Annotated in this window: 23 protein-coding genes; 9 read left to right on the plus strand and 14 right to left on the minus strand. The window is 71.7% G+C overall.

The window, feature by feature from the left end:
- Positions 1–21: 21 nt before the first annotated feature.
- The gene (locus JIG36_RS09300) at positions 22–474 is read left to right on the plus strand and encodes a hypothetical protein (protein ID WP_203375606.1); all 453 of its coding nucleotides are present in this window, start codon (positions 22–24) and stop codon (positions 472–474) included.
- On the opposite strand, the gene JIG36_RS09305 is transcribed toward JIG36_RS09300, so the two are convergent.
- The 3 genes from JIG36_RS09305 to JIG36_RS09315 all read right to left on the minus strand — a co-directional run bounded on the left by JIG36_RS09305 (position 459) and on the right by JIG36_RS09315 (position 4549).
- On the minus strand, positions 459–2555 hold the full coding sequence (locus JIG36_RS09305; protein ID WP_203375607.1) for a N,N-dimethylformamidase beta subunit family domain-containing protein: 2097 nt from the start codon (positions 2553–2555) through the stop codon (positions 459–461). The genes JIG36_RS09300 and JIG36_RS09305 overlap by 16 nt on opposite strands.
- A gap of 146 nt (positions 2556–2701) precedes the next feature.
- Positions 2702–3616, minus strand: coding sequence for an endonuclease/exonuclease/phosphatase family protein (locus JIG36_RS09310; protein ID WP_203375608.1), 915 nt, complete (start codon positions 3614–3616; stop codon positions 2702–2704).
- A gap of 93 nt (positions 3617–3709) precedes the next feature.
- Positions 3710–4549 carry an SCO6745 family protein gene (locus JIG36_RS09315; RefSeq protein WP_203375609.1) on the minus strand — a complete coding sequence of 280 codons (840 nt, stop codon included), beginning with the start codon at positions 4547–4549 and terminating at the stop codon, positions 3710–3712.
- A 299-nt stretch (positions 4550–4848) separates the two neighbouring features.
- Here JIG36_RS09315 and JIG36_RS09320 point away from each other — a divergent pair, with 299 nt between their 5' ends.
- Positions 4849–5850 (plus strand): NAD(P)H-dependent glycerol-3-phosphate dehydrogenase, encoded by a 1002-nt coding sequence (locus tag JIG36_RS09320; protein ID WP_203375610.1) that lies wholly within the window; start codon positions 4849–4851, stop codon positions 5848–5850.
- A gap of 22 nt (positions 5851–5872) precedes the next feature.
- On the opposite strand, the gene JIG36_RS09325 is transcribed toward JIG36_RS09320, so the two are convergent.
- The 5 genes from JIG36_RS09325 to JIG36_RS09345 form a co-directional block, all read right to left on the minus strand.
- A complete protein-coding gene (locus JIG36_RS09325) occupies positions 5873–6676 on the minus strand; it encodes an ABC transporter ATP-binding protein (protein WP_203375611.1) in 804 nt (267 codons plus the stop codon).
- Entirely contained in the window at positions 6673–7707 is a 1035-nt protein-coding gene (locus JIG36_RS09330; RefSeq protein ID WP_203375612.1) for a FecCD family ABC transporter permease, read from the minus strand. Before JIG36_RS09330 ends, JIG36_RS09325 begins: the two co-directional genes overlap by 4 nt.
- Positions 7704–8747, minus strand: a complete 1044-nt coding sequence (locus JIG36_RS09335; protein ID WP_203375613.1) for a FecCD family ABC transporter permease — start codon at positions 8745–8747, stop codon at positions 7704–7706. The genes JIG36_RS09330 and JIG36_RS09335 overlap by 4 nt, the downstream gene beginning before the upstream one ends.
- Complete coding sequence (locus JIG36_RS09340) at positions 8744–9784, minus strand: iron-siderophore ABC transporter substrate-binding protein (protein WP_203375614.1); 1041 nt, start codon at positions 9782–9784, stop codon at positions 8744–8746. Before JIG36_RS09340 ends, JIG36_RS09335 begins: the two co-directional genes overlap by 4 nt.
- A gap of 266 nt (positions 9785–10050) precedes the next feature.
- Entirely contained in the window at positions 10051–10752 is a 702-nt protein-coding gene (locus JIG36_RS09345; RefSeq protein ID WP_203375615.1) for a TetR/AcrR family transcriptional regulator C-terminal domain-containing protein, read from the minus strand.
- An 80-nt stretch (positions 10753–10832) separates the two neighbouring features.
- Here JIG36_RS09345 and JIG36_RS09350 point away from each other — a divergent pair, with 80 nt between their 5' ends.
- The 3 genes from JIG36_RS09350 to JIG36_RS09360 all read left to right on the plus strand — a co-directional run bounded on the left by JIG36_RS09350 (position 10833) and on the right by JIG36_RS09360 (position 13244).
- Complete coding sequence (locus JIG36_RS09350) at positions 10833–12194, plus strand: MDR family MFS transporter (protein ID WP_203375616.1); 1362 nt, start codon at positions 10833–10835, stop codon at positions 12192–12194.
- Between the two features lie 64 nt (positions 12195–12258).
- Positions 12259–12603 (plus strand): hypothetical protein, encoded by a 345-nt coding sequence (locus JIG36_RS09355; RefSeq protein WP_203375617.1) that lies wholly within the window; start codon positions 12259–12261, stop codon positions 12601–12603.
- 56 nt (positions 12604–12659) lie between these two features.
- A complete protein-coding gene (locus JIG36_RS09360) occupies positions 12660–13244 on the plus strand; it encodes a cadmium resistance transporter (protein ID WP_203375618.1) in 585 nt (194 codons plus the stop codon).
- A gap of 75 nt (positions 13245–13319) precedes the next feature.
- On the opposite strand, the gene JIG36_RS09365 is transcribed toward JIG36_RS09360, so the two are convergent.
- Entirely contained in the window at positions 13320–14924 is a 1605-nt protein-coding gene (locus tag JIG36_RS09365; RefSeq protein WP_438870705.1) for a methyl-accepting chemotaxis protein, read from the minus strand.
- A 193-nt stretch (positions 14925–15117) separates the two neighbouring features.
- Here JIG36_RS09365 and JIG36_RS09370 point away from each other — a divergent pair, with 193 nt between their 5' ends.
- The 3 genes from JIG36_RS09370 (at position 15118) to JIG36_RS09380 (ending at position 19870) form a co-directional block, all read left to right on the plus strand.
- Positions 15118–16128 (plus strand): LacI family DNA-binding transcriptional regulator, encoded by a 1011-nt coding sequence (locus tag JIG36_RS09370; protein ID WP_203375620.1) that lies wholly within the window; start codon positions 15118–15120, stop codon positions 16126–16128.
- 181 nt (positions 16129–16309) lie between these two features.
- Positions 16310–18277 carry a right-handed parallel beta-helix repeat-containing protein gene (locus tag JIG36_RS09375; RefSeq protein WP_203375621.1) on the plus strand — a complete coding sequence of 656 codons (1968 nt, stop codon included), beginning with the start codon at positions 16310–16312 and terminating at the stop codon, positions 18275–18277.
- A gap of 243 nt (positions 18278–18520) precedes the next feature.
- Positions 18521–19870: a CHAP domain-containing protein gene (locus tag JIG36_RS09380; protein ID WP_203375622.1), complete on the plus strand. Its 1350-nt coding sequence runs from the start codon at positions 18521–18523 to the stop codon at positions 19868–19870.
- 7 nt (positions 19871–19877) lie between these two features.
- On the opposite strand, the gene JIG36_RS09385 is transcribed toward JIG36_RS09380, so the two are convergent.
- Both JIG36_RS09385 and JIG36_RS09390 read right to left on the minus strand, forming a co-directional pair.
- Positions 19878–20303: a hypothetical protein gene (locus JIG36_RS09385; protein ID WP_203375623.1), complete on the minus strand. Its 426-nt coding sequence runs from the start codon at positions 20301–20303 to the stop codon at positions 19878–19880.
- Between the two features lie 3 nt (positions 20304–20306).
- On the minus strand, positions 20307–21617 hold the full coding sequence (locus tag JIG36_RS09390; RefSeq protein ID WP_203375624.1) for a serine hydrolase domain-containing protein: 1311 nt from the start codon (positions 21615–21617) through the stop codon (positions 20307–20309).
- A 68-nt stretch (positions 21618–21685) separates the two neighbouring features.
- Between JIG36_RS09390 and JIG36_RS09395 the strand changes: the two genes are divergently transcribed.
- Positions 21686–22321 (plus strand): TetR/AcrR family transcriptional regulator, encoded by a 636-nt coding sequence (locus tag JIG36_RS09395; protein WP_203375625.1) that lies wholly within the window; start codon positions 21686–21688, stop codon positions 22319–22321.
- On the opposite strand, the gene JIG36_RS09400 is transcribed toward JIG36_RS09395, so the two are convergent.
- Genes JIG36_RS09400 through JIG36_RS09410 form a run of 3 tightly spaced genes read right to left on the minus strand, consistent with a single transcriptional unit; the run spans position 22284 to position 26336 of the window.
- A complete protein-coding gene (locus tag JIG36_RS09400) occupies positions 22284–23354 on the minus strand; it encodes an alpha/beta hydrolase (RefSeq protein WP_203375626.1) in 1071 nt (356 codons plus the stop codon). The two genes, JIG36_RS09395 and JIG36_RS09400, sit on opposite strands and share 38 nt — an antisense overlap.
- A 28-nt stretch (positions 23355–23382) precedes the next feature.
- Positions 23383–24960 (minus strand): Na+/H+ antiporter, encoded by a 1578-nt coding sequence (locus JIG36_RS09405; RefSeq protein WP_203375627.1) that lies wholly within the window; start codon positions 24958–24960, stop codon positions 23383–23385.
- Between the two features lie 23 nt (positions 24961–24983).
- Positions 24984–26336: an FAD-binding oxidoreductase gene (locus JIG36_RS09410; protein WP_203375831.1), complete on the minus strand. Its 1353-nt coding sequence runs from the start codon at positions 26334–26336 to the stop codon at positions 24984–24986.
- Position 26337 lies beyond the last annotated feature (1 nt).

Raw genomic sequence — 26337 nt, forward strand, 5'->3', positions numbered from 1 at the left:
TCACGAGCAGGAGGTTTCCCCATGAACCCGACCATCCGCACACGTCTGGCCGCCCTCGGTGCCGCCGCCACGGTGGCCACCGGCGGCGTCCTCGCTGTCCAGTCGCCGGCCTCGGCCGCCGCCACCTACGGCCCGGTCACCGTCAACTGCGGCATCGTCACGTGCAGCGCGTACCTGTCCCGGTCGGCGACCAAGCTGGCCAACCAGAAGCTCACGATCGGTGGCGGAGGTTATGCGGCGGCCGCCGCGGTGATGTGCTTTCCGCTGACGCTGCCGCCCCTGACCCCGGTCGGTGTGGCCTGCGGGGCGGTGGCCACGGTGCAGGGGGCCTGGATCGCTCAGGAGATCCAGGAGGCCGCGACGCTGCACGGCGCCCGGGGTGCGTGCCTCAAGATGACCTTCACCCGGCCGGTCCGGGGGATGTCGACGATCACCTACTGGTCGACCAACAACGGCACCTACTGCAAGGACTGATCCATCTGCAGGTCGTCGCGGTCGAGGAACGCGCGCAGCACGTTGCCGGTCAGTGCGGAGACGTTGTTGCGCCGTTCGTCGGCCAGCAGGGAACCGCACCAAGCGATGCTGCCCGTTGAGAAGACCGCGCCGCCGTTCGGCTTGGGGACCAGCACCAGGTCGCAGCGCACCTTGTCGCTGGTCGTGCCGTCGTAGCGCCCGTCCGGCAGCTGCACCTCGATCGGATCCAGCCCGTACGCCCGGGAGAAGCCGGTCGCCGTGGCCAGGACAACTGTGTCGTCGGGGGTGCCCAGCGCGCGGTCGGCCCGGTCGATCTCGACGCCGGCCGCGCCGTGCCCGTTGACCAGCGACGGGAAGTCGCCGATGGCGTCCGACGCGATGCCCTCGAAGACGAACGGGACCCGGGTGACCACGTCGTACGGGCGGTTGGCGTCGAAGCCCTGCGAGGCCATCCCGACGCCCAGCATCTTCTGCGGCGCCTTCCCGCGCAGCCGCCACAGCCCGCCCAGCTCGCCGGTGGTCGCGTGGTGCCACTCGCCGGCCTCGGGCTGCCACGCGCGGATGCCGGCCGTACGGCGGATCTCGATCGTGTGTTCCCGCTCGGGGTCGATCGAGGTGACCCAGTAGAAGCCGTTGCCGCCCAGATACATGAGCCGGCCGCCCCGCTGCAGGTAGGCGTCGTAGGCGGCCATCATCGCGGTGGTCGGATATTCGGGGTGGCTGCCGGTGAGCACGACCCGGTACGGCGCGAGCGCGTCCACGCCCTCCCGGTGGATCTCCTCGTCGGTGATCACGTCGACGTCGTAGCCCTCGGCGTCCAGCCACTTGATCAGGTGGAGGTCGGCGCTGAACTGGTGGGCCGACGTCTCGCCTCCGGCCACGGCCGCCCAGCGGTGCTGAGGCCGTACGTTGGGAAGGGGTTTCCGCATGCTGGTGAAGCACACGCCGGTGCCGTCGGTGTGCACGTCGTAGAGGCTGCGCAGACCGTTCGCGATCAGGTAGGCGTCGTGCACGTTGCCGCCGAACTCGGGTGGCTCGCCGACGCCGACGCCCTTGAGGTAGTCGCGCGCGCCCGGGTCGGCCATCACGTGCTCACAGCTGTACGCGAGGTAGCTGAACGTCGGTAACACCACGAGAGCGCGCTTCCGCGGGTTGTCACCGGGCGTGACCACGAACGGGACCGTGTCCTCGGTGCCGTCGGCCGCCGTCACGTGGATGCCGTAGACGCCGCTGGCCAGATCGCGGGGCAGGTCGAGCACCAGGTCGTCGTCCCAGCCGGCGTCGTCGAGATCGTCGTCGTGGAAGTGGATGGCCTGGTACGCCTCCGGGGCGAGCCGCGGGTCGACGTCGTCGGCGGCGCCGTTGATGCCCAGGCAGGCGCGCAGCGGGAAGTTGACGGTCTCGCCGGCGAAGTCGGGGCCGACCCGGTTCGCGACCTGCCGCAGCGTACGGCTCGGACCGAAGTCCCAGTCGGCGATCAGCGTGCCGTCGGCCGTCAGCGTCGGGTGGTCGATGCGGCCGTTGAAGCAGTTGTCACCCTCGGTCGAGGCCGCGAACGTCACGCTCAGGGATGTCAGGTCGGTCGAGATCTCGGTTCTCGTCACGAAGTCGCCCAGGCTCAGCTCGGCCGCGGTCGGCGTCACGGTCAGCGTGAGGCGATACCAGCGCCCGCTGACCACGTCAAGACCTTCCCCCGTACGCAGCCCCGCCCGCCCCCGCTCGTCGATGACCACCTCGACGCCGGCCAGCGACACGATCACCTGCGGATGCCCGGCGCCGGCGGCGAGGGTCGGCTGCACGGCCGCGGTGAGGACGAGCCGTTCGGTTCCGGCGGGCAGAGAGCCGTTTCCCGTACGCAGGAAGGAGCCCGCCCGGAGCGGCTGCACCCGGCCGGGGTAGCTGAGGCCGTCGAGTGCCGACGGGACGTCGCGGATGTCCACGCCCGGGCCGAGCGGGTGCGGGTCGCCGTTGACCAGCCGGACGAGCCGGGCCTCGAAGGCCGTCGCCGGGGTGCTGAACCGGGCGTGCACGCTCGCGCCGGGTGCGTAGCTGAGGCGGTCGAGATACCCGATGATGTTCATCCCCGCACCCTGTCAGCGTGGGCGGGGCCCCGGGCAGGGAACGGTCCGGTGACTGGACCGGGGTTCGAACCGGCGTCGGCGCGCGGCGGACCAGGAGCTGGCGTCGGCGCGCTGCGGATAAGGAGCCGGCGTCGGCGCGCGGCGGATCAGGAGGCGGCGTCGAGGTCGGCCAGTACGGCCCGGTGGTCGCTGCCCGGCGCGGTCACGACCGTCGCGTGGCGGGTGGTCAGGCCGCGCTGCAGGATGTGGTCGGGGCGCAGCACCGGCAGCCGGGCCGGCCAGGTGAAGCCGAACCCGGCCCCGGCCTCCTCCTGGGTGTCGGCCAGCGGGGCCAGCACGGCGAACCGGCGGTCGGTGGTGGCCGTGTTCAGGTCGCCCGCCAGCAGCAGCCGCGGGTGGTCGTCGGCCCGGACGGCCGAGGCCAGAGTGGTCAGGGTGCGGTCCCGCCCGGCGGTCATGGCCGGGCGCGCCGAGGCCAGGTGGGCGGCGTAGAGACGTACGGAATCGGCGCCCGAACCGACCGTGGTGCGCAGGGCCCGCGTCCAGCCGATGCCGATGTCCACCGGCTCGGTGCCGTCGAGCGGAAGCCGGCTGTAGACCGCGATCGTGCCGGCGGCCGCCCGGTAGGGCAGCTCGGGCTCCAGCGTCGCGCGCACGGTTTTCCGGTTGTCCGCGGTCACCTCCTGCAGCACGACGACGTCGGCGCGGGCGTCGAGCAGGGGTCGCAGGGCGGCGGCGGGCTCGGCCGAACCCAGGTTGAGCGACGCCACCCGCAGGTTGTGCGGTCCCTGGCGGGCCCGGTCGGTCAGCGTGGGCACGAACATGACCGCCCACACCAGCGCCGGGATCAGCGCCGAAGCCAGCACCAGGGCCCGGCGGCGCACCACCCCGGCCAGGATGAGCGCGGGCACGGGCGCGGCCAGCCACGGCAGGATGCTGTCGGTGACCGTGCCGGCCGAGCCCGGAATCACGCGGTGCCCGAGCAGAACCAAGGCCAACACGACGGCCGAGCCCATGGCCGCGCCCCGCAGAACGGGATGCCCACGCCGGCCGTCGATCATGCGGAGAGTCTAGAAGCGCGAAGCCAGCCCCCACCGGCGGTCCGGAACCTGTCCTACTGGCACCGCCTCACTTCCGTATGAAGGCGGGCGGGCTCAGACGTCCGTACGCCGCAGGGGGATCGGGTTGTCGGCGGGCACTATCGCCCAGGCCCGCTCGGTCAGTGGCGCCAGAAGTTCCACGGCGGTGGTGTCCAGCCCTCGCCACGGGTCCGCCGCCAGCTCGTCGGTCAGCTGTTCGACCTTGGCGTACGCATCCCGGCCGGCCCCGGTCGCCGTGCCGTCGGCGTCGACCCAGCCGCGCTCACGGAGCCGTCCGGTCGCGGCCTGCCACTCGTCGTCGGTCCAGCCGCGGGCGGGCTGGGTGACTTCGCGCAGGCGCCCGCCGTCGAGGGCAGCCCGCCAGGCCAGCGATTCGCAGCCGTCGACCCCGGCCGTGAGCAGAGCGGCCACGTGCCCGTCGCCGCGGTGCTCGCGCAGGATCGTGGCCGCATGCCAGAGCTTGCCGACCGGGTCGTCCGGCCAGGGGAGGTCGGCGTGGGCCGCCGCCAGCACCCGCCCGGAGAAATCGGCCGCTCGCGCCGCCTCGGCCAGCAGCTCGGCCGCCCGGCCGACCTCGAGCCCGTCGAACAACCCGGTCAGGGCGGCGGTCGCGCCCACCCGGCGGGCTTCGAGGGCGGCCGCGGGGCTGATCCGCGACCAGACATCGGGCAGGGCCCGCGACACCATGGCCGGCGCGAACCCGAAGAAGGCGGCCACCACCGGCCCGGCCCCGACCGCCCCGAGGGCCGCCGCCCGCCCGGCGAAGTAGCGCCGCCAGAACCCGGTGAGTCCCGCTTGCGTAAAGGCTTCCGCGCTCAGCGGCGCGAAGTAGACGACGGCGTGCAGCGGCTCGAACAGGGCCCACATCCGGCGCGCGGCAGACGGTTCGGTCATGCTCCCATCCCAGTTCTCCATCGCATTGCCGCGCAAGGACCACCGACCACCGAGTGGCCCGACCGCACGGCCGCATCCCCGTATCCTCAACTCGCAGCGCGTCAGGAGCACGTCGACGGCGCGCTCGAAGGCAGGGTGAACAGCGCGTCGGGAGCACTCCGGCGGCGCGCTGGACGGCAAACTGAACAGCGCGCCGGGAGCACTTCGGCGGCGCGCTCGAAGGCAAAGTGAGCGGCGCGCCGGGAGCCCACCGAACGGCGCGTCGGGACGCATCGAACGGCGGGCCGGGAAGGGGAGGCATGCGGATCACGGTGCTGGGGGCGGGTTCCTGGGGGACCACGGTCGCGTCGGTGTTGACCCGGCGGGACCATGAGTCGCTGATCTGGGCGCGCAACGAGGCGGCGGCCGAAGAGATCGGCGCCAAGCACACCAACGAGCGTTATCTGAGCGGCTTTCCGCTGCCGGAGCGGCTGCGGGCCACCTCGGATCTGGCCGAGGCGGCCGCCCACGCCGAGTTGCTTGTGGTCGGTGTGCCCACGGGAGCGTTCCGCGCCACGTTGGAGCTTGTGCGGCCCGACCTTCATCCCTGGATTCCGGTGGTGAGCCTCAGCAAGGGGCTGGAACGCGACTCGCTGCTGCGGATGACCGAAGTGATCAAAGAGGTGCTGCCGGGGCATCCGGCCGCGGCGCTCACCGGGCCCAACCTGGCCAAGGAGATCATGGCCGGCATGGCGGCGGCCACGGTGATCGCGACCGAGGATCTCACGGTCGCGGCCGAGATCCAGCGGGTGTTCCGGCGGGGGCTGCTGCGGGTCTACACCAACCACGACGTGATCGGGTGCGAGGTCGGGGGCGCGCTGAAGAACGTCGTGGCCATCGCCACCGGCATCGCGCAGGGGCTCGGCGTCGGTGACAACACGCGGGCCGGGGTGATCTCGCGCGGGCTGGCCGAGCTGACCACCCTGGCCGTCGCGATGGGCGGCGAGCCGAGCACCCTGGCCGGGCTGGCCGGCATGGGTGACCTGGTGGCGACCTGCATCAGCCCGCACAGCCGCAACCGTTACGTCGGCGAGCAGCTGGGCCGCGGGCGGAGCCTGGACGACATCCTGGCCGAGATGGGTCAGGTCGCCGAGGGGGTCAAGACCGTGCACGCGGCCGTACGGCTGGCCGACAAGCACGGGCTGGCCATGCCGATCACCCGCACGATCCACCGGGTCGTCACCGGCGACATCACCGCCGAGCACGCCTACGACGGCCTGCTGCGAAGCCACCCGGCCGGCCACGAGTCCGAGCCGGGCTGACCCCCGAACAACGGGCGGGCGGTCAGACCGTCACATGATGGCGGCCCAAGGGGAGCATCAGCGGCTTGCCCGACGTGGGATCCGTGATCACCTGGCTGTCCAGACCGAACACCGCCCGTACGGTGTCCTCGGTCAGCACCTCGGCCGGGTCACCCGCCGCGTGCAGCTTGCCGTCGGCCAGCGCGATCAGGTGGTCGGCGTAGCGCGCGGCCAGGTTCAGGTCGTGCAGCACCATCACGATCGTGGTGCCGCGCGTCTGGTTCAGGTCGGTCAGCAGATCGAGGACCTCGACCTGGTGGCTCACGTCGAGGAACGTGGTCGGCTCGTCGAGCAGCAGCACGTCGGTCTGCTGGGCCAGGGCCATCGCGATCCAGACCCGCTGCCGCTGCCCGCCCGAGAGCTCGTCGACCGAGCGGTCGGCCAGATCGGCGGTGTGCGTGGCGTCCAGGGCGGCCGCCACGGCGATGTCGTCCTCCCGGCTCCAACGGGAGAGCAGCCGCTGGTGCGGGTTGCGGCCGCGGCCGACCAGGTCCGACACCGTGATGCCCTCAGGCGCGATGGGGGACTGGGGGAGGAGTCCGAGCGTACGGGCGAGCTCCTTGGCCGGCATCTTGTGCACCTCGCGGCCGTCGAGCAGCACGTGGCCGGTGCGGGGCGCGAGCAGGCGCGACATCGAGCGCAGCAACGTGGACTTGCCGCAGGCGTTGGCCCCGACGATCGCGGTGATCCGGCCGGGCGGGACGGTCAGGTCGAGCGACTCGATGACCGTACGGTCGCCGTAGCCGAGTTCGAGGGAACTGACCTCGAGGGAATGAGTGGCGGTCACAGGGAGCCTCCCGCGCGGTTCGTGCGGATGAGCAGATAGACGAGGTACGGGGCGCCGAGCACGCCGGTGATGACGCCGACGGGGTAGCGGATGTCGAACGCGTACTGGCCGATCAGATCGGCCACCAGCACCAGCAGCGCGCCGACCAGACCGGCCGGCACCAGCAGGGAGCCGGCGCCGCCGACGATGCGGGCGGCGATCGGGCCGGACAGGAACGCCACGAAGGCGATCGGGCCGGTGGCGGCGGTGGCGAACGCGAGCAGGCCGACGGCGGCCACGATGACCAGGATGCGGGTGCGTTCCAGCCGTACGCCGAGGGCCGCGGCCGTGTCGTCGCCGAGCTGGAGCATGAACAGGTTGCGCGCCTGCGAGAGCAGCAGCGGCCCGAGCACGACCAGCGCGACCAGCACCTGGACCGTCTCGTCCCAGGTCGCGCCGTTGAGGCTGCCGGTCAGCCAGCGCTGGGCCTGCTGCAGGTCCCACTGGGCGGCCTGGCTCAGCACGTACGCGGTGGCGCTGTCGAGCATCGCGGCGATGCCGATGCCGATCAGGATGAGCCGGGTGCCCGCCACACCGTCGCGGAACGACAGCGTGTAGACGACGATCGCCACGCCCAGCCCGGCCACGATGGCGAACACCGACACGCCGGTCTCGCTCAGACCGAGGATGACGATGGCGAACGCGGCCGCGGCGCTCGCGCCCGAGGTGATGCCGATGACGTCGGGGCTGGCCAGGGGGTTGCGCAGCATGGTCTGGAAGGTCACGCCGCCCAGCCCGAAGCAGAACCCGGCCAGCGCGGCCAGCGTCGCGCGGGGCAGCCGCAGCTCGCCCACGGTGAACGACGCGCCCGGGACGGTCTCGCCGAGGATCACCCGCCAGATTTCGTACGGGGTGTAGAAGGTCTCGCCGACCATGAGGTTGACCGCGTACGCGATGACAACCAGCGCGACGAGAATGCCGATGACGACGCCGCGGCGCCGGGAGCGGCGGACTCGGCTGCGGACGACGGCGTCCAGGGTGGACGTGGTCACAGTTCGCGCACCTTCTGCCGCCGGACGATGTAGATGAAGAACGGGGCGCCGATCAGCGCGGTGATGATGCCGACGTCGATCTCCTGGGGCCGCGCCACCACCCGTCCCACCACGTCGGCCGCGGTCAGCAGCGCCGCCCCGACCAGGGCCGAGTACGGCAGCAGCCAGCGGTGGTCGAGCCCGATCAGCAGGCGGCACAGGTGCGGCACGACCAGCCCGACGAAGGCGATCGGCCCGGCCACGGCGGTCGAGGCGCCGCAGAGCAGCACCGCGCCCAGGGCGGCCACGCCACGGGCCAGCGCCACCCGCTCGCCCAGCCCGGCCGCGAGGTCGTCGCCGAGGGCGAGCGAGTTCAGGGACTTGGCCGAGAGCAGCGAGACGACGAAGCCGACGACCAGGAACGGGCCGGCCTGGCGGAGGCTGTCGTACGAGGCGCCGCCGACCCCGCCGATCTGCCACGACTGGAAACCGGTCGCGATGTCGCTCCGGGGCAGCACGAACGCGCTGATCAGCGAGGCCAGGGCGGCCGAGATGGCGGCGCCGGCCAGGGCGAGCTTGAGCGGGGTGGCCCCGCCTCGGCCGAGCGAGCCCACGGCGTACACAAAAACCGCCGTGACCGCCGCGCCCAGAATGGCCACCCAGATGTAGGCGGTGGCCGAGCTGAGGCCGAACGACACGATGCCGGTGACCACGGCGAGCGAGGCGCCCATGTTGACGCCGAGGATGCCCGGGTCGGCCAGCGGGTTGCGGGTGACGCCCTGCATCACCGCGCCGGCCAGGCCGAGCGCCGCGCCCACGACCACCGCCAGCAGCGTGCGGGGGATGCGTTTGACCACCGCGGCCTGACCGAGGTTGTCGTCGTGGCCCTGGACGCCGGCGACGATGTCGGACCAGGGGACGATGCGCGAGCCGAACGCGACCGACGCGATCATGAGCAGGCCGAGCGCGACCAGCCCGGCGAGGATCCAGAGCGTACGCACCCGTGCCGGGCGCCGCTGGAGAGCGGGACCCGGCACGGGACGGGAGTCGAGCTGCGTCATGACACCTTGTCGGCGGCGGTCGCGAGCAGGTTGACGTAGTCGTTCAGCACGAACGGGATGGCAAGCACGGTCGGGTTGGCCGCGGTGGCGAGCGGGGTGCTGCCGACCAGCTGGACGACCGAGCCGCGCTTGACCGCCGGGATCTTCGACAGCAGCGGGTCGGCCTGCAGCTTGGCCAGCTGGTCCGCGGTGTCGGAGTACATGACGATCACGTCGACGTCGTCGAAGGCCTGGATCTGCTCCGAGCTCTTGTTCAGCGTGAACGCGTCGGTGCCGGCCGAGTCCTTCTCCACCACGTCAGCGATCTTGAGGCCGAGGTCGCTGAAGAACTGCGTACGGGTGTCGTGGCTGGTGTAGTAGCCGATCTTGCTCAGGTCGGTCGGGTCGATGTGCGTCACGAACATCGTCTGCTTGCCGGCCAGCTGCGGCTTGGTGGCGGCCGCGTCCTTCATGGCCTTCTCGGTGCTCGCGATGAGCTCGTTGCCCTGCGCCTCGAGACCGAGGGCCTGGCTGGAGAGCTTGACGATGTCGCGCCACGGGGTCGCCCACGGCGCGTCCGGGTAGGCGACGACCGGCGCGATCTTGCTGAGCGTGTCGTAGTCCTGCTGCGTCAGGCCCGAGTACGTGGCCAGGATGACGTCGGGCTTGGTGTTCGCGACCGCCTCGAACGCGATGCCGTCGGTCTCGTCGAACATGACCGGCGTCTGGCCGCCGAGCTCCTTGATCTTCTCGCCGACCCACGGCAGCATGCCGTCGCCGTCGTCGTCACCGAAGTTGGCCTTGGCCATGCCGACCGGCACGACGCCCAGCGCCAGCGGGACCTCGTGGTTCTCCCACTGCACGGTGGCGACCCGCTCGGGCTTCTTCTCGATCGTGGTGGTGCCGAGCTTGTGCTTGATCGTGATCGGGAACTGCGCGGTGGCCGAACTTCCGGTGTCCGGGGTGTCGTCGGTGTCGTCGGAACCGCCACCGCAGGCGGCGAGCGCCAGGGCGGCGGCCGCGGCGACGGCCGCGGCCAGCAAACGAGGGGCGCGCATGCGCGGACTCCAGTTCTGCAAATTCAAAATTAGGAGTGCCTAACCTAACAGCGCGGAAGGGCGGGGCCGGAAGGTCGCGAACGCGAAAAGGGCACACGTCACCGAGAGGCGAGGGTGCGATTTTTCCGTACGGGGGATCTGGTACGCCCAGGTGAGCTGGGCGCCGGCTTCAGCGCAGTCTGCCGGCGACGCCGTCCATCAGCAACGGTCCCGTTCCCGGGCGGAGTGGCCCGTCAGCGTCGGTCGAATTCCGGGCGGGCCGTCCGTCAGGGGCGGTCGAGCTCGCGGGCGAAGCCGTCCATCAACCAGTTCAGGCCGCGCTCGAAGTTGTCGTCGCCCGGGTCGGGACGGCCGCCGTCGAGCAGCGCCGCCAGATGGGGATAGTTGCCGCCGTCGGCGAGCCGGCGCAGGTAGGTCTGTATTTCTTCGGTCTCGCCGGCGGCCGCGGCGTCCCGTTCCCGGATCTCGCGGATGGCGAACCCGGTCGCATAGTCGGCGACCGCCGTCATCAGGCGCCACTTCCAGGTCAGGTCGGCGTCCAGGGAGTCGAGGGCGGCGATCGACATCTCGCTGTGGCGCAGCATGTTCGGGCCGACGTGGCCGTGGACCGAGCGCCGGGTCACCAGGTCGACCAGCCAGGGGTGGCGCAGCGTGGTCGCGCGTTCGAGCCGGGCGATGGCCAGGGTGGCCTCGCGCCAGTCGGGCGGCAGTTCCCCGGCGACCAGGGTCTCGGCCGCGACCTCGTCGGCCATCAGGTCGAACAGGTCTTCCTTGCGCTCGATGTAGGTGTAGAGGCTCATCGCGCGCGCCGCGAGGTCGGTCGCCACCCGCCGGATCGACACGGCGTCGAGGCCCTCGGCGTCGGCCACCGCGATCGCGGCCGCGACGATCGCCTCCCGGCTCAGCGTGGTGCGGCGGCGGGTGTCCTCGCGGGCCCACACCGGGATCCGGCTCTGCTGCTCGCTCATCAACCCAGAACTTACACCGTAGCGGTAAACGATACGGTGTACGCTCAGGCGATACAGCGTACGGGGAAAGGGTGATGACGATGCGGCGGACCGCGGTGGTGGTCGCCTCCGGCGCGATCATGACGGTGCTCGACACGACGATCGTCAACGTCGCGGTGCACGTGCTGGGCCGCGACCTGGGCGTCTCGCTGGCCACGACCCAGTGGGTGCTCACCGCCTATCTGCTGGCCCTGTCCACGACCATCCCGCTCACCGGCTGGGCGGCCCGGCGCTTCGGAACCCGTACGGTCTGGTTGACCTCGCTCGTGCTGTTTACCGCCGGCTCGCTGCTGTGCGCCGCCGCGTGGTCGGCCGGCAGCCTCATCGCGTTCCGGGTGCTGCAGGGCGTCGGCGGTGGCCTGCTCATGCCGACCGGTCAGACGATGCTGGCCCGTGCGGCCGGCCCTGAACGGATGGCCCGCGCGATGGCCGTGGTCTCCGTCCCGGCGATGCTGGCTCCCGCGCTGGGCCCGGTGCTCGGCGGCGTGCTGCTCGACCACCTGTCGTGGCGCTGGATGTTCGGCATCAACGTTCCGATCTGCGCGGTCGCCCTGGTGCTGGCGTTCCGGCTGCTGCCCGCCGGCGCCGGCGACCGCGAGCGGACCGGGCTCGACGTGCCGGGCCTGCTCACGCTCGCCCCCGGCGTGGCGGCGGTCGTCCTGGGGCTGACCTGGATCAGCGACGGGCGCCGACCGGCCGGTCTGGCCACGCTGGCGGCCGGGGTGGTGCTGCTGGGCGGGTTCGCCTGGCACGCCCGGCGCCGCGGTGACCGCGCACTGGTCGACCTGCGCCTGTTCACCGACCGGGCGTTCGCCACCTCGGTCGGCGTCCTGTTCGGCTATTCGGTCGCCATGTTCGGGGTGCTGATTTTGATCCCGCTCTTCGTGCAGCAGGTCCGCGGCGGCGACACGCTCGACGCCGGACTCATGGTCGCTCCGCTCGGCGCCGGCGCGATCGTCACGATGGCCCTGGCCGGGCGTGTCACCGACCGGTTCGGCACCCGGGCCCCCGCCGTTGCGGGACTTCTGCTGGTGCTGGGCGGGCTCATCCCGTACGGGGAAACGGAGTTGATGCCCCTCGCCGCCGCCGCGTTCGTGATCGGGCTGGGCCACGGCCTGATCACCCCGGTCGTGATGGCGGGCGCCTACCGCACGTTGCCCCCGCCCGCGATCCCCGGCGCCACGACCGCGGCGACCATTCTCATCCGGGTCGGGTCGGCCCTGGGCGCCGCGATCCTCGCCATCGTCCTGCAGACCCTGCTGCGCGACCGGGCCCCGGCCGACGCGTTCGAGCTCAGCTTCTGGTGGACGTTCGCCATCGTCGGGGCCGCCCTGATTCCCGCCCTGACCCTGGCCGGGCGGCCGGTGCGCGTCGAGGCTCACACGCAGGCGGCGATGCGCTGACGTGATTCCCGTCGGCGGCCGTGGAATGCTGTGCCCGCTGACGGGGACCACGACGGGAGAAACGGTGACACGACGAGGGTGGAGTGTCGTCGTGCTGACGGTGGTCGCCCTGGTCGTCTATCTGATCACCCCGGACCGGCTCCCCAGCGACGACAGCCGCCCGTCGCCCGTCGGCACGGTTGCGGTCCAGGCCGCGCCGGAAAGCGCCGAGGGCGCTTACGACCCGTCGCAGCCACCCCGGCTCACCTCGGACGGGGTGACCACGCTGTCGCGGGCCGACCTCCCGGCACCCGCCCCGGAGACGGTCTTCGTGTCGTCCTCGGCGGCCGCGGTGAGCCTCGATGTCTCTTCCTCGCCCGGCCCGGAGTCGCGGGCCGACCGGGCCAATCCCTGGGTTCTTCGCTGCTGATCACGACCGTGCCCCCACGGTCGTGAACACGTTCGAAGCGAGAAGAGGACCCCGCAGTGAGTTTTGCCGTTGTCGGGCAGGCCATCGGCCTGTTCGCCGTCACCAACATCGATGACATTCTGATTCTGGCCCTGTTCTTCGGGCAGGGCGCCGGCCGGCCCGCCACGCTCCGCAACGTCACCCTCGGGCAATACCTGGGCTTCGCCGGGATTCTCGGGGTCGCGGTGGCCGCCGCGTTCGGGGCCTCGTTCCTGCCCGACTCCGCCATTCCGTGGCTCGGCCTGCTGCCGCTCGCGCTCGGCGTGAAGGCCGCCATCCAGGCCTGGCGGCAGCGCGGCGAGAGCGGCGACGAGGAGAAAACCGAACGGCGCGCGCCGGGAATCCTCGGGGTCGCCACGGTCACGTTCGCCAACGGGGGTGACAACATCGGCGTGTACGTCCCGGTGTTCGCCAACGCGGGCGGCGGCGGGACGGCCGTCTACGCCGTGGTGTTCCTCGTCCTCGTCGCCGTGTGGGTCGCGGCCGGGCGGTTCTTCGCCACCCGGCCGGTCATCGCCCGCGCGCTCAGCCGGTGGGGCCACATCCTGCTGCCGGTGGTGCTGATCGGGATCGGCCTGCTGATCCTCAGCGAAGCCTGGTAGCGGGCCGCCGGAACCGCGCCGGCCCGGCACCCCGGGGAAGGTGGGGTGCCGGGCCGGCGAACTACAGCTGACGGGTCAGTGCAGGCGGTAGACCGAGACCGTGGCCTGCAGCTCGGCCGCCGTCCGGGCCAGGTTGGCCGCGGTCTGACGGGTGTCGGCGGCGCCCGAGGTGACGTGCGACGCGGCATCGGAGACGCCCGAGATGGTGGCCGCGATGGCCGACGAACCGGTGGCCGCCTCGTGGACGCTGCGCGAGATCTCGGCGGTCGTGGCCGTCTGCTCCTCGACCGCGGCCGCGATCGTCGTGGTGTAGTCGTTGATGGTCGCGATGACCTCGCCGATCTGCTGGATCGCGATCACGGCGGCGTTGCTCTCGGCCTGGATCGCACCGACCTGGGTGGTGATCTCCTGGGTGGCGCGGGCGGTCTCCTGGGCCAGGTCCTTGACCTCGCTGGCGACCACGGCGAAGCCCTTGCCGGCCTCGCCGGCGCGGGCGGCCTCGATGGTGGCGTTCAGGGCGAGCAGGTTGGTCTGCTCGGCGATGGTGGTGATCAGCGCGACGACTGAGCCGATCTGGGCCGACGCCTCGCCCAGGCGGGCCACGCTGGCGTTGGTGCTCTCGGCGGCGCGGGCCGCGTCGGCCGCGACCCCGGCCGCCTCGTTGGCGTTGTTGGAGATCTCGCGGATCGACACGCCCATCTCCTCGGCCCCCGCGGACACCGTCGTCACGCTGGTCGAGACCATGGAGGCCGAGGCCGACACGGTGGAGACCTGGGCCGAGGTCTGCTCGGCCGAGGAGGAGAGCTCGGTCGACACGGCCGACAGCTCGTCGGAGGCCGCGGCCAGCATGGCCGAGCTGTTCTTGATCCGCTGGACCATGTTGCCCATCGCGGCCGCGGTCTGGTTCAGCGTCTCGGACATGTGGCCGACCTCGTCGCTGCTCTCGACGGCGACGCGGGCGCTCAGGTCACCCTTGGCGATGCGCTCCAGCGCGTCGACGTTGCGGGCCAGCGGCCGCACGATCATGCGGGAGATCGCGAAGGCCAGGCCGACGCCGAGCAGGAGGCTGCCGGCGAGCAGGGCGATGACCAGGGTCCGGGTGGTCTCGTAGCGGGACTGGGCCTCGGCCGCCTTCGCGGCGCCGGCCGCCACCGTGTGGTCGGAGAGCGCGGTCAGGTCGGCCCGCACCTGCGTCATCTCGTCGGCCAGCTCGCCGTTGCGCAGGGTGTCGAGCCGGGCCGTGGCCTTGCGGTCGGCCAGCGGCATGAGCTGGTTGGTGAGCAGGTTGTTGTACTGGGCCCAGTTGCTGTCGAAGTTCGTGGCGGTGGCGAGGGCCTGCGACCCGACCGGGAAGGCCTGGAACTCCTTCGAGTACTGGACGACCTCACCGCTCGCCTTGCTGGCGGCCGCGGCGGCGGCGGTGCGCTCGGCGGCGGTGTTGGCCATCAGGTAGTTGTCCATCGCCAGCCAGGTGCGGTTGACGGCGGCCCGCAGATTGCCGAGGTTGTTCAGCTCCTGGCTCTGCGTGAATCCGGCCTTGACCGAGTCGTTGGTCGCGCCCAGGCTGCTCAGCGCGTAGAGGCCGTTGCCCACCCCGAGGAGAGAGACAACACCGACCGAGGCCATGATCTTGGTGCCGACGCGCCTGTCGGTGAGCAGGCGCTTGAATCGAGGGCTCACGTGCATCTCTCCGTCTTGCTTGTCGAGGGGCGGGGCTGGTGCCCGCAAGATCGGCGGCTCGCCCGGCCGTCGTCAGGAACCCTCGGGTGCGAAAACGTTGCGATACTGAATTCCGGCTAAGGGAGGGGAGCCGCCCATGTTTGGTGAGCCGCAGCGCGCGGCCCTGGCCGTCATCTGAGAGAAGGAGCCGCCCGTGTCTCGTGAGCCGCAGCGCGCGACTCTCGCCGCCGTTGCCCGGGAAGCCGGCGTGTCCGTGCCGACCGTCTCCAAGGTGGTCAACGGCCGCACCGACGTGGCCTCCGAGACCCGGGCCCGCATCGAGGCGTTGCTGGTGCGGCATGGTTATGTGGCGCGCGGCCAGGGCGGAGCACAACCGGTTTCCCGTACGGTCGAGGTCGTCTTCGACACCATGCGCAGCCCCAACAATCTCGACATCCTGCACGGCGCGCTCGAGGCGGCGGCCGCCGAACCGGTCGAGATCGTCGTCGGCACCGTCCCGGAAGACCCGCTCGGCGCGGCCTGGGCCCGCCGCATGTCGGCCGCCCACCGGGAGGGCCTGATCCTGGTCACCTCCGAGATCAACACCCAGCAGTGGCGGCAGTTCGCCGAGCAGAACATCCCGGTGGTGACGATCGACCCGATCAACCTGCCCGGCCCCGACGTGCCGAGCGTGGGCGCGACGAACTTCAACGGCGGCATGGCCGCGACCGCCCACCTGCTCGATCTGGGCCACCGCCGGATCGGTTTCATCGAGGGCCCGCCGGGCGCGATGGTGGCCATCGCCCGCCTCCACGGCTATCACGCCGCCCTGTCGCAGCGCGGCCTGACCGGCGATCCGGCGTTGATGATGGCGGGCCCGTTCACGTTCGAGACCGGCTTCTCGGCCGCGCTGGAACTGCTGGCCCGCGAGCCCCGGCCGACCGCGCTGTTCGCCTCGAACGACGGGCAGGCGCTGGGCGCGATCGAGGCCGCGCGCACGCTCGGCCTGCGGGTTCCCGAAGACGTCAGCGTCGTCGGTTTCGACGACATCAACGCGGCCCGGTGGTCGGCGCCGCCGCTGACCACCGTGCGTCAGCCGTTCGCCGAGATGGGCCGGGTCGCCATGCGCCGGCTGCTGCGCCTGATCGCGGGGGATGAGCTGGCGTCGCCCCGGGTCGAGCTGGCCACCCAGTTGATCATCCGGAAGTCGACCGCGCCGGCCTGACCGGCCGGATTCCGGGCGGCGGGCCTCGAAAGTTTTCGACGCCTTGACATGACGTTTTCGCAATCTTACGTTTACGCCAGTCCCCGCCCTTCCGCTGGCAGGCTGGACCCTCCAGGGCCGGCTCGGCGTCGAAGCGTGCGTGCTCTTGCCCAGCGGCCTCACCGCCAGAAAGGCGTTTCGCATGTCATCCGTGTTCCACGTGGCCGTCTCCGGTTCGGATGCTTCCGAGGGCTCGGCCGACCAGCCTTTCCGTACGATCAACCGCGCGGCCGCCCTCGCGCAGGCCGGCGACACCGTGATCGTGCACGCGGGGGAGTACCGCGAATGGGTCAAGCCCCGCCGGGGCGGCCTCAGCGACGCCCGCCGCATCACCTACCAGGCCGCCGAGGGCGAGCACGTCGTCATCAAGGGCTCGGAGCGGATCACCGGCTGGGTTCAGGAATCCGGCACGGTGTGGCGGGCCGAGGTGCCCAATGCGCTGTTCGGCGACTTCAACCCGTACGCGGAAGAGGTCGGGGGTGACTGGATCGTCTATCCCGAGGGCGCGGCGCACAAGCATCTCGGCGACGTCTATCTCAACGGGCTGAGCTTCTACGAGGCCGACTCCGCGGATGCGGTCGCGTCCCCGGCCGCCCGTACCGAAATCGTCGACAACTGGACCAGGACCACCGACCGCGTGCGTAACGTCGAGCAGACCCGGCTCGTCTGGCACGCGTCCGTCGGCGCGGACACCACGACCATCCGGGCCAACTTCCAGGGTGCCGATCCCAACACCGAGCTGGTCGAGATCAACGTACGGCGGTCGGTCTTCTACCCGGTCGTTCCGCACCTCGACTACATCACCGTACGGGGATTCGAGCTCGCCCAGGCCGCCACCCCGTGGACGCCGCCCACCGCCGACCAGCCCGGGCTCATCGGCCCCAACTGGTCCAAGGGCTGGATCATCGAGGACAACGTCATCCACGACGCCAAGACCTCGGCCGTCTCGATCGGCAAGGAGGCGTCGACCGGCCACAACTACGCCACCGAGCGCGGCGACAAGCCCGGCTACCAATACCAGCTGGAGTCCGTGTTCTCGGCGCAGCAGATCGGGTGGGACAAGGAGCACATCGGCTCGCACGTCATCCGCCGCAACACCATCTATGACTGCGGCCAGAACGGCATCGTCGGCCACCTCGGTTGCGTGTTCTCGACCATCGAGGACAACCACATCTACAACATCGCCCTCAAGCGCGAGTTCTACGGCTACGAGATCGGCGGCATCAAGCTGCACGCGGCGATCGACGTCGAGATCCGGCACAACCGCATCCACGACTGCTCGCTCGGCACCTGGCTCGACTGGCAGACCCAGGGCACCCGGATCAGCCGCAACGTCTTCTACAACAACAGCCGCGACATCTTCATCGAGGTAAGCCACGGCCCCTACCTCGTGGAGCACAACGTCTTCGCCTCACCGGCCGCGATCGAGTTGTTCAGCCAGGGCGGGGCGTTCGTGAGCAACCTGATCCTCGGCACCGTACGCGTCGAGGCGGTCATGGACCGGGCCACGCCCTACCACCGCCCGCACAGCACACAGGTCGCCGGTTACGCGTACATCCGGGCCGGCGACGACCGGTGGATCGGCAACCTGTTCGTCGGCGGAGACGCTTCCCTCGCGTACGGCGTGGGGGCCGAAGGCAAGGAGCCCGCGCTCTCGGGCACGTCCGCCTACGACGGCTATCCCGCCTCGTTCGCCGACTACATGACGCGCATCCAGAACCAGCCCCCGGGCGACCACCAGCGCTACCTCGACGTGGTCCAGGCGGTCTACACCCGCGGCAACGTCTACGGCGCCGGCGCCCGCCCCTTCGACGGTGAGCAGAGCCCGCTCGAGGTGGCCGACGCCAAGGCCACGGTGGCCGAGGAGGGCGACGCCGTCTATCTGGTGACCGACCTGCCGGCGGAGTTCGACAACACCCGCCTGGCCCCGATCACCGGCCGCGACCTCGAACGCGTCCGTTTCGCCGACGCCGAGTTCGAGGAGCGCGACGGCACTCCCGCCGTCATCGACACCGACCTGCTGGGCACCCACAAGCCGTCCGGCACGCAGTTCACCGCGGGCCCGATCGCCACCCTGGCATCCGGCCACTCCCGCACGCGAATCTGGTAGGACCGCGGGACGGCCGGACCCTGTCGACCGGCCGGCCTACCCCGGGGGCGTGACGGTCGTACGGCTGACGCCTTTCGTGTCTTCGCAGTTCGCCGCCGCCGGTCATGACCGATCGGCGGCGGGCAACCGCTGTTCGCCGGAGACCGCGGCCTTTTGTCCGGTTCGATCCGCTCAGGGGTGTTCGAGGCTTTGGGCGCCGCGATATCTGATCGCGGTCCAGGCCCGCGACAGAAGGACACCTCGATGACACACCCCCGCTCGTCCCGGCGGCGACGGGTGGCCGCCCTGGCCGCCTGCGCCGTGGCCACGACCGGTTTCTCGGTCGCGACCGGCGCCGGCGTCGCCTCGGCCGCGCCCAACACCTACCGCACGCTGTCGGTGACCGCCGACGGGTCGGGCTACGTGCTCACCAACACCGGCGGCGGCACCTACGCGTTCGGTTCGGTGCGCTACCGCGGCAACCCGGCCGGCTTCACCGGCGACATCGTCGGCGTCTCGGCCACGGCCGACGGATCCGGCTACGCGGTGATCTCCAGCCGGGGCCAGGTGTACGCGTACGGCTCGGTCACCTACCGGGGCAACCCGACCGGCTTCACCGGCGACATCGCCGGCATCTCGGTGACGGCCGACGGGTCCGGCTACGCGGCGATCTCCACCGCCGGTCAGGTCTACGCGTACGGATCCGTGCAGTACCGCGGCAATCCGGTCGGCTACTCGGGCCGCATGACCGGCATCTCGACCACCGCGAACGGGTCGGGTTACGCGGCGATCTCCAGCGCGGGCCAGGTCTACGCGTACGGCTCGGTCACCTACCGCGGCAATCCGGCCGGCTTCTCCGGGCCGATCGTCGGCGTGTCCACCACCGCGAACGGGTCGGGCTACGCGGCGATCTCCAGCACCGGTCAGGTCTACGCGTACGGAACCGTGCAGTACCGCGGCAACCCGACCGGCTTCACCAACGGCATCAGCGGGATCTCGGTGACCGGCAACGGCTCCGGCTACGCCGCGGTCTCGGGCATCGGCCAGGTTTACGCGTACGGCACGGTCGCGCACCGGGGCAACGCCGACCCCGGCACCACGACGCCGGGCAATCTGGGCTCCCGCATCGTCGCCACCGCAACCGCCGAGCTGAACAACAGCGGCCACAACAACGTCGCCCGGCCCAGCAAGTGCAACTTCTACTCCGGCGACCTCAAGGCCGGGCCGACCCTGTGCACCGGCCCGAACAAGGAATCGTGGCGCAGCCAGGACTGGTGTGCCGACTTCACCCGGTGGGTCTGGCGTCAGGCCGGAGCGAGCGTGTCCGGCCTCGGCTCCGGAGCGGTCAGCTTCAAGAAGTACGGCGATGCCCGCCGTACGTGGGTGTCCGGCGCCGGTCTGACCGGTGTCCAGCCCGGCGACGCGATCGTCTACGACGTCAACCGGGACAGCTCCTGGGCGAGCCACGTCGGCATCGTGGCGGCGGTCGGCCCCACCACGGTGACCACCATCGACGGCAACTTCAGCGGTGGCAAGATCGTCCGCAGCACCTACACCAGGGGCGGCAAGTTCGGCTCGAAGACGGTCTCGGGATACGCGCGGCCGGTCGCCTGACCGGACTTCAGGCGGTTGCCTTCTCCGCCCGGTGGAGCTGCCGGGCGGAGAAGAGCAACAGCAACGCGAGCACCACTTCGACGCCCAGCCCGGTGCCGACGCCCAACGCCTCGCCCAGCGAGAAGTTGTCGAAATGGGTCACGTGGAAGGCGAAATGCGTGGCCGCGTAGACCAGGTAACCGGTCAGCGCGGCCAGCGCGACCCGGGTGTCGATCAGCCAGGCGGCGATCCACAGCGTGGCGGCCAGGGCCAGGCCGAGGCCACCGACGTCGGTGACCAGATGTTCGTTGTACGGCGGGTCGAGTTCGACGGTGGGGAAGTCGTCGTAGAACGAGCGGGGCCCGAAGTACTGCCACACGGACACGAACGTCTGCAGGGCGGCCAGCGTGAGCAGGCCGCCCCGCAGCCAGCGGCGGGTTGATTCGAGGGTCATGCCTCAAGGACCGGTGGCGGCCCGCATCTGTGACACGTTTCGGGCCGCGACAGCGACCGCGAGGGCCGCGACCACCAGGGCGGTCCAGGCCAGGTCGGGGGTCCACAGCATGGCCTGGCGGATGTCGCCGCCCAGCAGTGCGGGGAGGCCCAGCACGGCGAAGGCAGCCACGAGCAGGGTGGCCAGGGCCGTCGTGATCTGCCACCGGCGACGGCGGGCGGGGCGGATCAACCCGGCCACCAGGAGGACAGCCGCGACGGACAGAACGAGCAGGGCGATGCCGAACACCGGGTCGGACCCGGCCGGCTGCGGTGTTCCGCCCAGGGTCATGCGGGCGATGTCGAAGCCGAGGGCGGCCAGCGCGCCGTCGCGGGCCAGGCTGTAACTGTCGGCCAGCACGACCACGGCGCGGTCGGCGCCGGGCACGAGCACGACGTGGGCGAAGTAGCCGGGGGTGGCGCCGGCGTGCCACACGATCCGGTGGCCGTCCAGCTCGGTGACGCGCCAGCCCAGCCCGTACCGGCCGCCGTCGGCCTGACCGGTGTGCATGGGGGCGTAGCGGTCGTCCAGGTGGGCCTGGGCGAAGCGGGCCATGTCGCCGAGGCCGGCCGCGATGTAGCCGTACGGGGCTCCGGAGGTGTCGTAGCCGGGGTCGAAGCGTCGCGGCTGCCCGAACCAGTATCGGTGCCCGGCCGGCAGTCCCACCGGCGAAGACGCCGTGGCCGTATTCATGCCCAGCGGCAGGAAGACCTCGCGGCGCAGGAACTCGGCGAACGACTGGCCGGACACCGTCTCGACCAGCGCGCCGAGCACCATGTAGTTGGCGTCGCTGTAAACGTGCGCGCGGCCGGGCTGTCCGGCCGGTTCGACCGACGCCAGGTCGCGGACCGAGCGGGCGAGCCCGTCGGGGCTGTTGTCGAAGCGGTCGGTGCGGCTGGCCCACTGCTGCAGGCCGCTGGTGTGGGTGAGCAACTGCCGTACGGTGATCCGGGCCGCCGCCCGCTCGTCGGCGAGCCGGAACCACGGCACGTGCTGCCGCACCGGATCGTCGAGGCCGACCCGCCCGGCGTCGACCAGGCGCATGACGGCCGTCGCGGTCACCGGCTTGGAGACCGAGCCGATCAGGAACGGCGTCCGGGCGTCGACGCCCCATGCCCCTTGGCGGACGACCCGGTCGCGGTCCACCACCGCGTACGCCAGGCCGGGAATCCGCAGTTCAGCTCGCTGTTCTCGCAGGTATCCGTCGATGTCCGGTGAACTCGGCAGAACCGCCGGTGCGCCCAGGAGAAGCGCGACAACCAGAGCCCTCAGCACAACTCGACCCCCATAATCGTATGGCTGTATGGTTATCGAGGTATACCGTATAGCGATATGGTTATGCAATGGCACGTACCGCGGACCACGACGCCCGCCGGCAGCAGGTGGCCGAGGCGGTCGAACTTCTGGTCGCCACCGAAGGCTTCGAGGCCGTGACGGTGGCGAAGACGGCGGCCGCCGCGGGCATCTCGGTCGGGCTGGTGCAGCACTACTTCCCGAGCAAGGACGACATGCTGCTGCACGCGTTCACGCACATCCGTGGGCGCACCGAGCGGCGTGTGCTGGCCGACGCCGAGCGCGCCGACAAGGCGGGCGCGCGCATCGAGCACATCCTGCTCGACGCGCTGGCCGAGCTGCTACCGCTGGACGAGCGGCGGCGGCGCGAATGCCGGGTCGAGCTCGCCTTCACCGGGCGTGTGGTCGACAACCCCCGCCTCGCGCAGGCGCTGGGACAGAGCAACGCGCACCTGCGGGGCACCCTCGAGCGGGCGATCCACAACGGCAAGGAGTGCGGCGAGGTGCCCGGCGACATCGACGAGAAGGCCGAGGCCGCCCGGTCGCTGGCCGTCCTCGACGGGCTCAAGCTGCACGCCTACACCGAGCCGGGGACGATGACGGCCGCCGCCTCACGGGACGCGCTCGCCGCGCAGCTGGGTCGGGTGTTCAGTGGGCCCTGCCACCACCGGCGTTCACCAGGTTGAGCAGTTCCGCCGTGACCTCGGCCGGGCGCTCGATGTGCGGGGAGTGGCCGCAGTTGTCATAGACGACCTCGCGGTAGCTGCCGCCCTGCTCGGCATAGCGGTCGAGCACCGCGCGGGTCTGGCCGACCATCGGCTGCGGCGGGCACAGCTCGGCGCCGGGCCAGCCGGGGACCACGTCGAGCGAGCCCAGATAGGCCAGGTCGAACAGCGAGGTGTCGGAGACGATGGCGTCCTTGTCGCCGCGGACCCACACGATGGGCGGCTTGGCCCGGGCGTCGATCAGATCGGTGGCCACGTTGAAATGGCTGGGCGCCATCGTGTTGAGCACCCCGCGGTCGCCGGGGCCGACGCCGGGCCAGCTCGTCACCGGCTTGAAGTCGCCCGGGTAGTTGTCCTCGCCGATCGCCGTGCTCAGCACCGTGTCGAGCAGCAGCGCCTCGTCCTCGCCGAGCGACGCCGGGTCGGCCACGTAGGCCGAGCGCAGCACGGTCAGCGGGCTGGTCGGCGCCTCGGCACTGCGGTCGCCGGACTGGATGCGGGCCACGAAGTCGGGGTTCGCCGTGCCACCGCCGGTGCCCGCGTAGTCGGCCGTGGTCGGGGTGCCCTCGAGGTCACGGGTGCCGCCGAAGCCGTACGGGCTGAGCGGCGCCTCCAGCAGCACCGCGGAGAACCGGCCCGGGTGCTCGGCCAGCAGGTGCATCACCACGCCGCAGCCCATCGAGTGGGCCGCCACCACGACCGGCACGTCGAGCGGGAACAGGTCGCGGTCGTCGAGCAGGGCGGCCACGTCGTCGGCGAAGTCGCGCAGGCCCCGGGTGGCGTCGACCGGCGCGGCCTGACTGCGGCCGTATCCGCGCAGGTCGGGGGCGACGATCCGCAGGCCGTCGGGGAGCCGGCGCACCAGGGGCAGCCAGAAGTCCGCGGACGAGCAGTTGCCGTGCACCAGCAGCACCGGTGCCGCGTCCTCGGCGCCGCCGACCAGCACGTTCTGGGTGATGCCGCGGGCCTGGACGCTCAGATTCCGGGTCTCCATGGAGTGATCCTGACACACCGGGAGGCGCTCAGGAGCCGGTGTGATCGCCGAAGTTGTGGTGCCTGATCTGCACCTCCTCGACGTCCAGGGTCGTCTGGATGCGCTGCAGCACCTCGTCGTCGATGACCCCCTCGTCGCGCAGCCGCACCACGGTGGCGTGCTTGTGGGCGATCGCGGCCAGCCGCAGCCGGCGGTCCTGCGCCTCCCGGCGGCGGGCGCCATTGCCGTTGTCCGGCCCGTCCTCCCGCAGGATGCCCAGCCGGCGGTCGAACTCCTGGCCCAGCTCGTCGGCGATCTCCCGGTCCGCCCCGACCTGGTCGGCCAGCGCGGGCAGCGCGTTGCGGGCCTCCTCGCCCGCGGTGATCTCGGCGTGCCGGCGTTCCCGGTCGGCCTCTCCGTCGTCGCTGACCCGGGCCCAGCGCACGATCCGGGGCAGCAGCGGCGCCTGGACGACCAGCGTCACCGCGATCACGCCGGCGGTCACGAAGACGATCAGGTCGCGGTCGGGCATCGAGTCGGGCACGGCGAGCGCGGCGGCCAGCGACACCGCCCCGCGGAATCCGGCCGAGGCCATCACCGTACGGGGTCTCGCGCCCACCCTCAGCTCGCGTTGCCGGGGGCGGCGGTCGACCAGGCGGATCACGTACGGACTCGTGAACAGCCACGCGAAACGTACGCCGATGACCGCCGCCGAGGCCACGGCCACACCCACCAGCCCCTGCGTGAGGCCGACCGTGGTCAGACCCCGTACGGCGGCCTGCACTTCGAGGCCCACCAGCACGAACAGCGCCGCGTTGGCGAGGGCGGTCAGGAAGCCCATGACGGTCTGCACCGAGTGGCGGACGTCGGCGCTGAACAGCCGGGGCGCCGCCCGGCTCACCCACAGACCGCTCACCACGACCGCGAGCACGCCCGACGCCTCGACCTCCTCGGCGATCAGATAGGCCGCGAGCGGTGTGGCCAGCGCCAGGATGTTGTGCTGGAACGGGTCGCCCAGGCGCCGGCGCACCAGCACGCTCAGCCAGGCGGTGGCCAGCCCGATCGCGACGCCGCCCAGGTAGGCCAGCGCGAACCGGCTGGACACCCCGGCGAACTCGACGTGCTCCTCGCCCATGGTCACGCCGACCGCGAGGGCGTAGATGACCAGCGCCGTGCCGTCGTTGACCAGGCTCTCGGCCCGCAGCGTGGTGGCGAGCCGGCGGGGCAGGGCACGGCCCAGCACCCCGACGGCGGTGGCGTCGGTCGGGGCGACGGCGGCCCCCAGCACCCAGGCCGGGCCCCACGGCATGCCGAGCAGATGGGCGGCGGTCGCGACCACGGCGGCGGTCGCGGCCACCAGCACGGTGCTGAGCAACAGGATCGCCCGCAGGTTGGTGCGGATCTCGCGCAGCGACGTGCCGAAGCTCTCCCAGTAGAGCAGCACCGGCAGGAAGACCAGCAGCACCGCCTCGGGCGGCAGGTGGGCGGCCCGCAGCGCGGGGATGAAGCCGAGCAGCACGCCGGCGAGGAGCAGCAGCGCGGGCGGCGCGATCCGGAACTGGCGAGCGGCGCTCGTGCAGACCAGGACCGCGACCCCGACCGAGACCGCGAGCAGCAGACTTAACACGCGGGGACGCTACCCCGCCGGGCTCAGCCGATAACCTTTCCCGGATTGAAGAGGTTGAGCGGGTCGAGCGTCTGCTTCACCGCCACCTGCATGGCGAGCACCCCGGGCGACAGTTCCTGGCGCATCCCGGCCCGCTTGAGCAGCCCGACGCCGTGTTCGCCGGTGACCGTGCCGCCGAGCGCGATCGCCTCGGCCAGCATCTCCTCGAAGGCGGCCTGCGCGGCGAGCTTGGCCGCCTCGTCGCCGGCCGGGGCGAGGATCAGCGGGTGCAGGTTGCCGTCGCCGGCGTGCGCGATGGTGGCGATCGTCGTGTGGTGGCGGGCCGCGATCGCCTCGATGGCGGCCAGCATGTGCGGCACCTTCGAGCGGGGGACACAGACGTCCTCGGTGAGCACCGGGCCGAGCCGTTCCAGCGCGGGATAGGCCAGCCGCCGGGCGGCGAACAGGGCCTCGGCCTCGACCTCGTCGGTCGACTGCTCGGCCCAGAGCGCCCCGGCGTCGCGGAACACGCGCGCGACCGCGGTGGCCTCCTGGTCGCCCGGGGTGTCGAGCTGGGCCAGCAGCAGCGCGGCGGCGTCGGCCTCCAGACCCAGGTGCTTCCACTCCTCGACGGCCCGCAGGCAGGTGCGGTCGAGCAGCTCCAGGGCGGCCGGCAGCAGCCCGGCCCGGGTGACGGCGGCGACCGCCTCACCGGCCGCGACCACGCTGCCGAACGCGCCCACCACGGTGCGCGGGGCCTCCCGGCGCGCGGGCCTCAGCCGTACGGTGATCTCGGTTATCACCCCGAACGTGCCCTCGGAGCCGGTGAACAGCCCGGCCAGGTCATAACCGCTGACGCCCTTGGTGGTGCGCCGCCCGAGCCGGACGACGGTGCCGTAGTCGCCGGCCGGCCCGCCCACGACCGCCTCCAGGCCGAGCACGTAGTCGCGGGTGACGCCGTACTTGAGGCAGCACAGCCCGCCCGCGTTGGTCGCGACGTTGCCGCCGATGGTCGACCAGGGCGCGCTCGCCGGGTCGGGCGGATACCAGAGCCCGTGCTCGGCGACGGCTTTCTTGAGGTCGTCGTTGATGACACCCGGCTGCACGGTCGCGGTCATGTTCTCGGCGTCGATCTCGACGATCCGGTTCATCTTCGACAGGTCGAGGATCATCGCCCCGTCGACCGCGTTGGCCCCGCCCGACAGCCCGGTCCCGGCCCCCCGCGTCACGACCGGCACCCGCCGCGCGGCACAGGCGGCAACCACCTTCCGTACGTCGTCGGTCGTCCTCGGCCGCACGGCGGCGAGCGCTTTCCCGTACGGGGCCCATTCCGCGTCGTCATGGCTGAGGCTTTCCAGCACGTCCGCGTCGTCGATCACGTCGAGCCCGGTGAGCATG

The organism is Paractinoplanes ovalisporus (assembly GCF_016834655.1).
GTDB classification, from domain to species: Bacteria; Actinomycetota; Actinomycetes; order Mycobacteriales; family Micromonosporaceae; genus Actinoplanes; species Actinoplanes ovalisporus.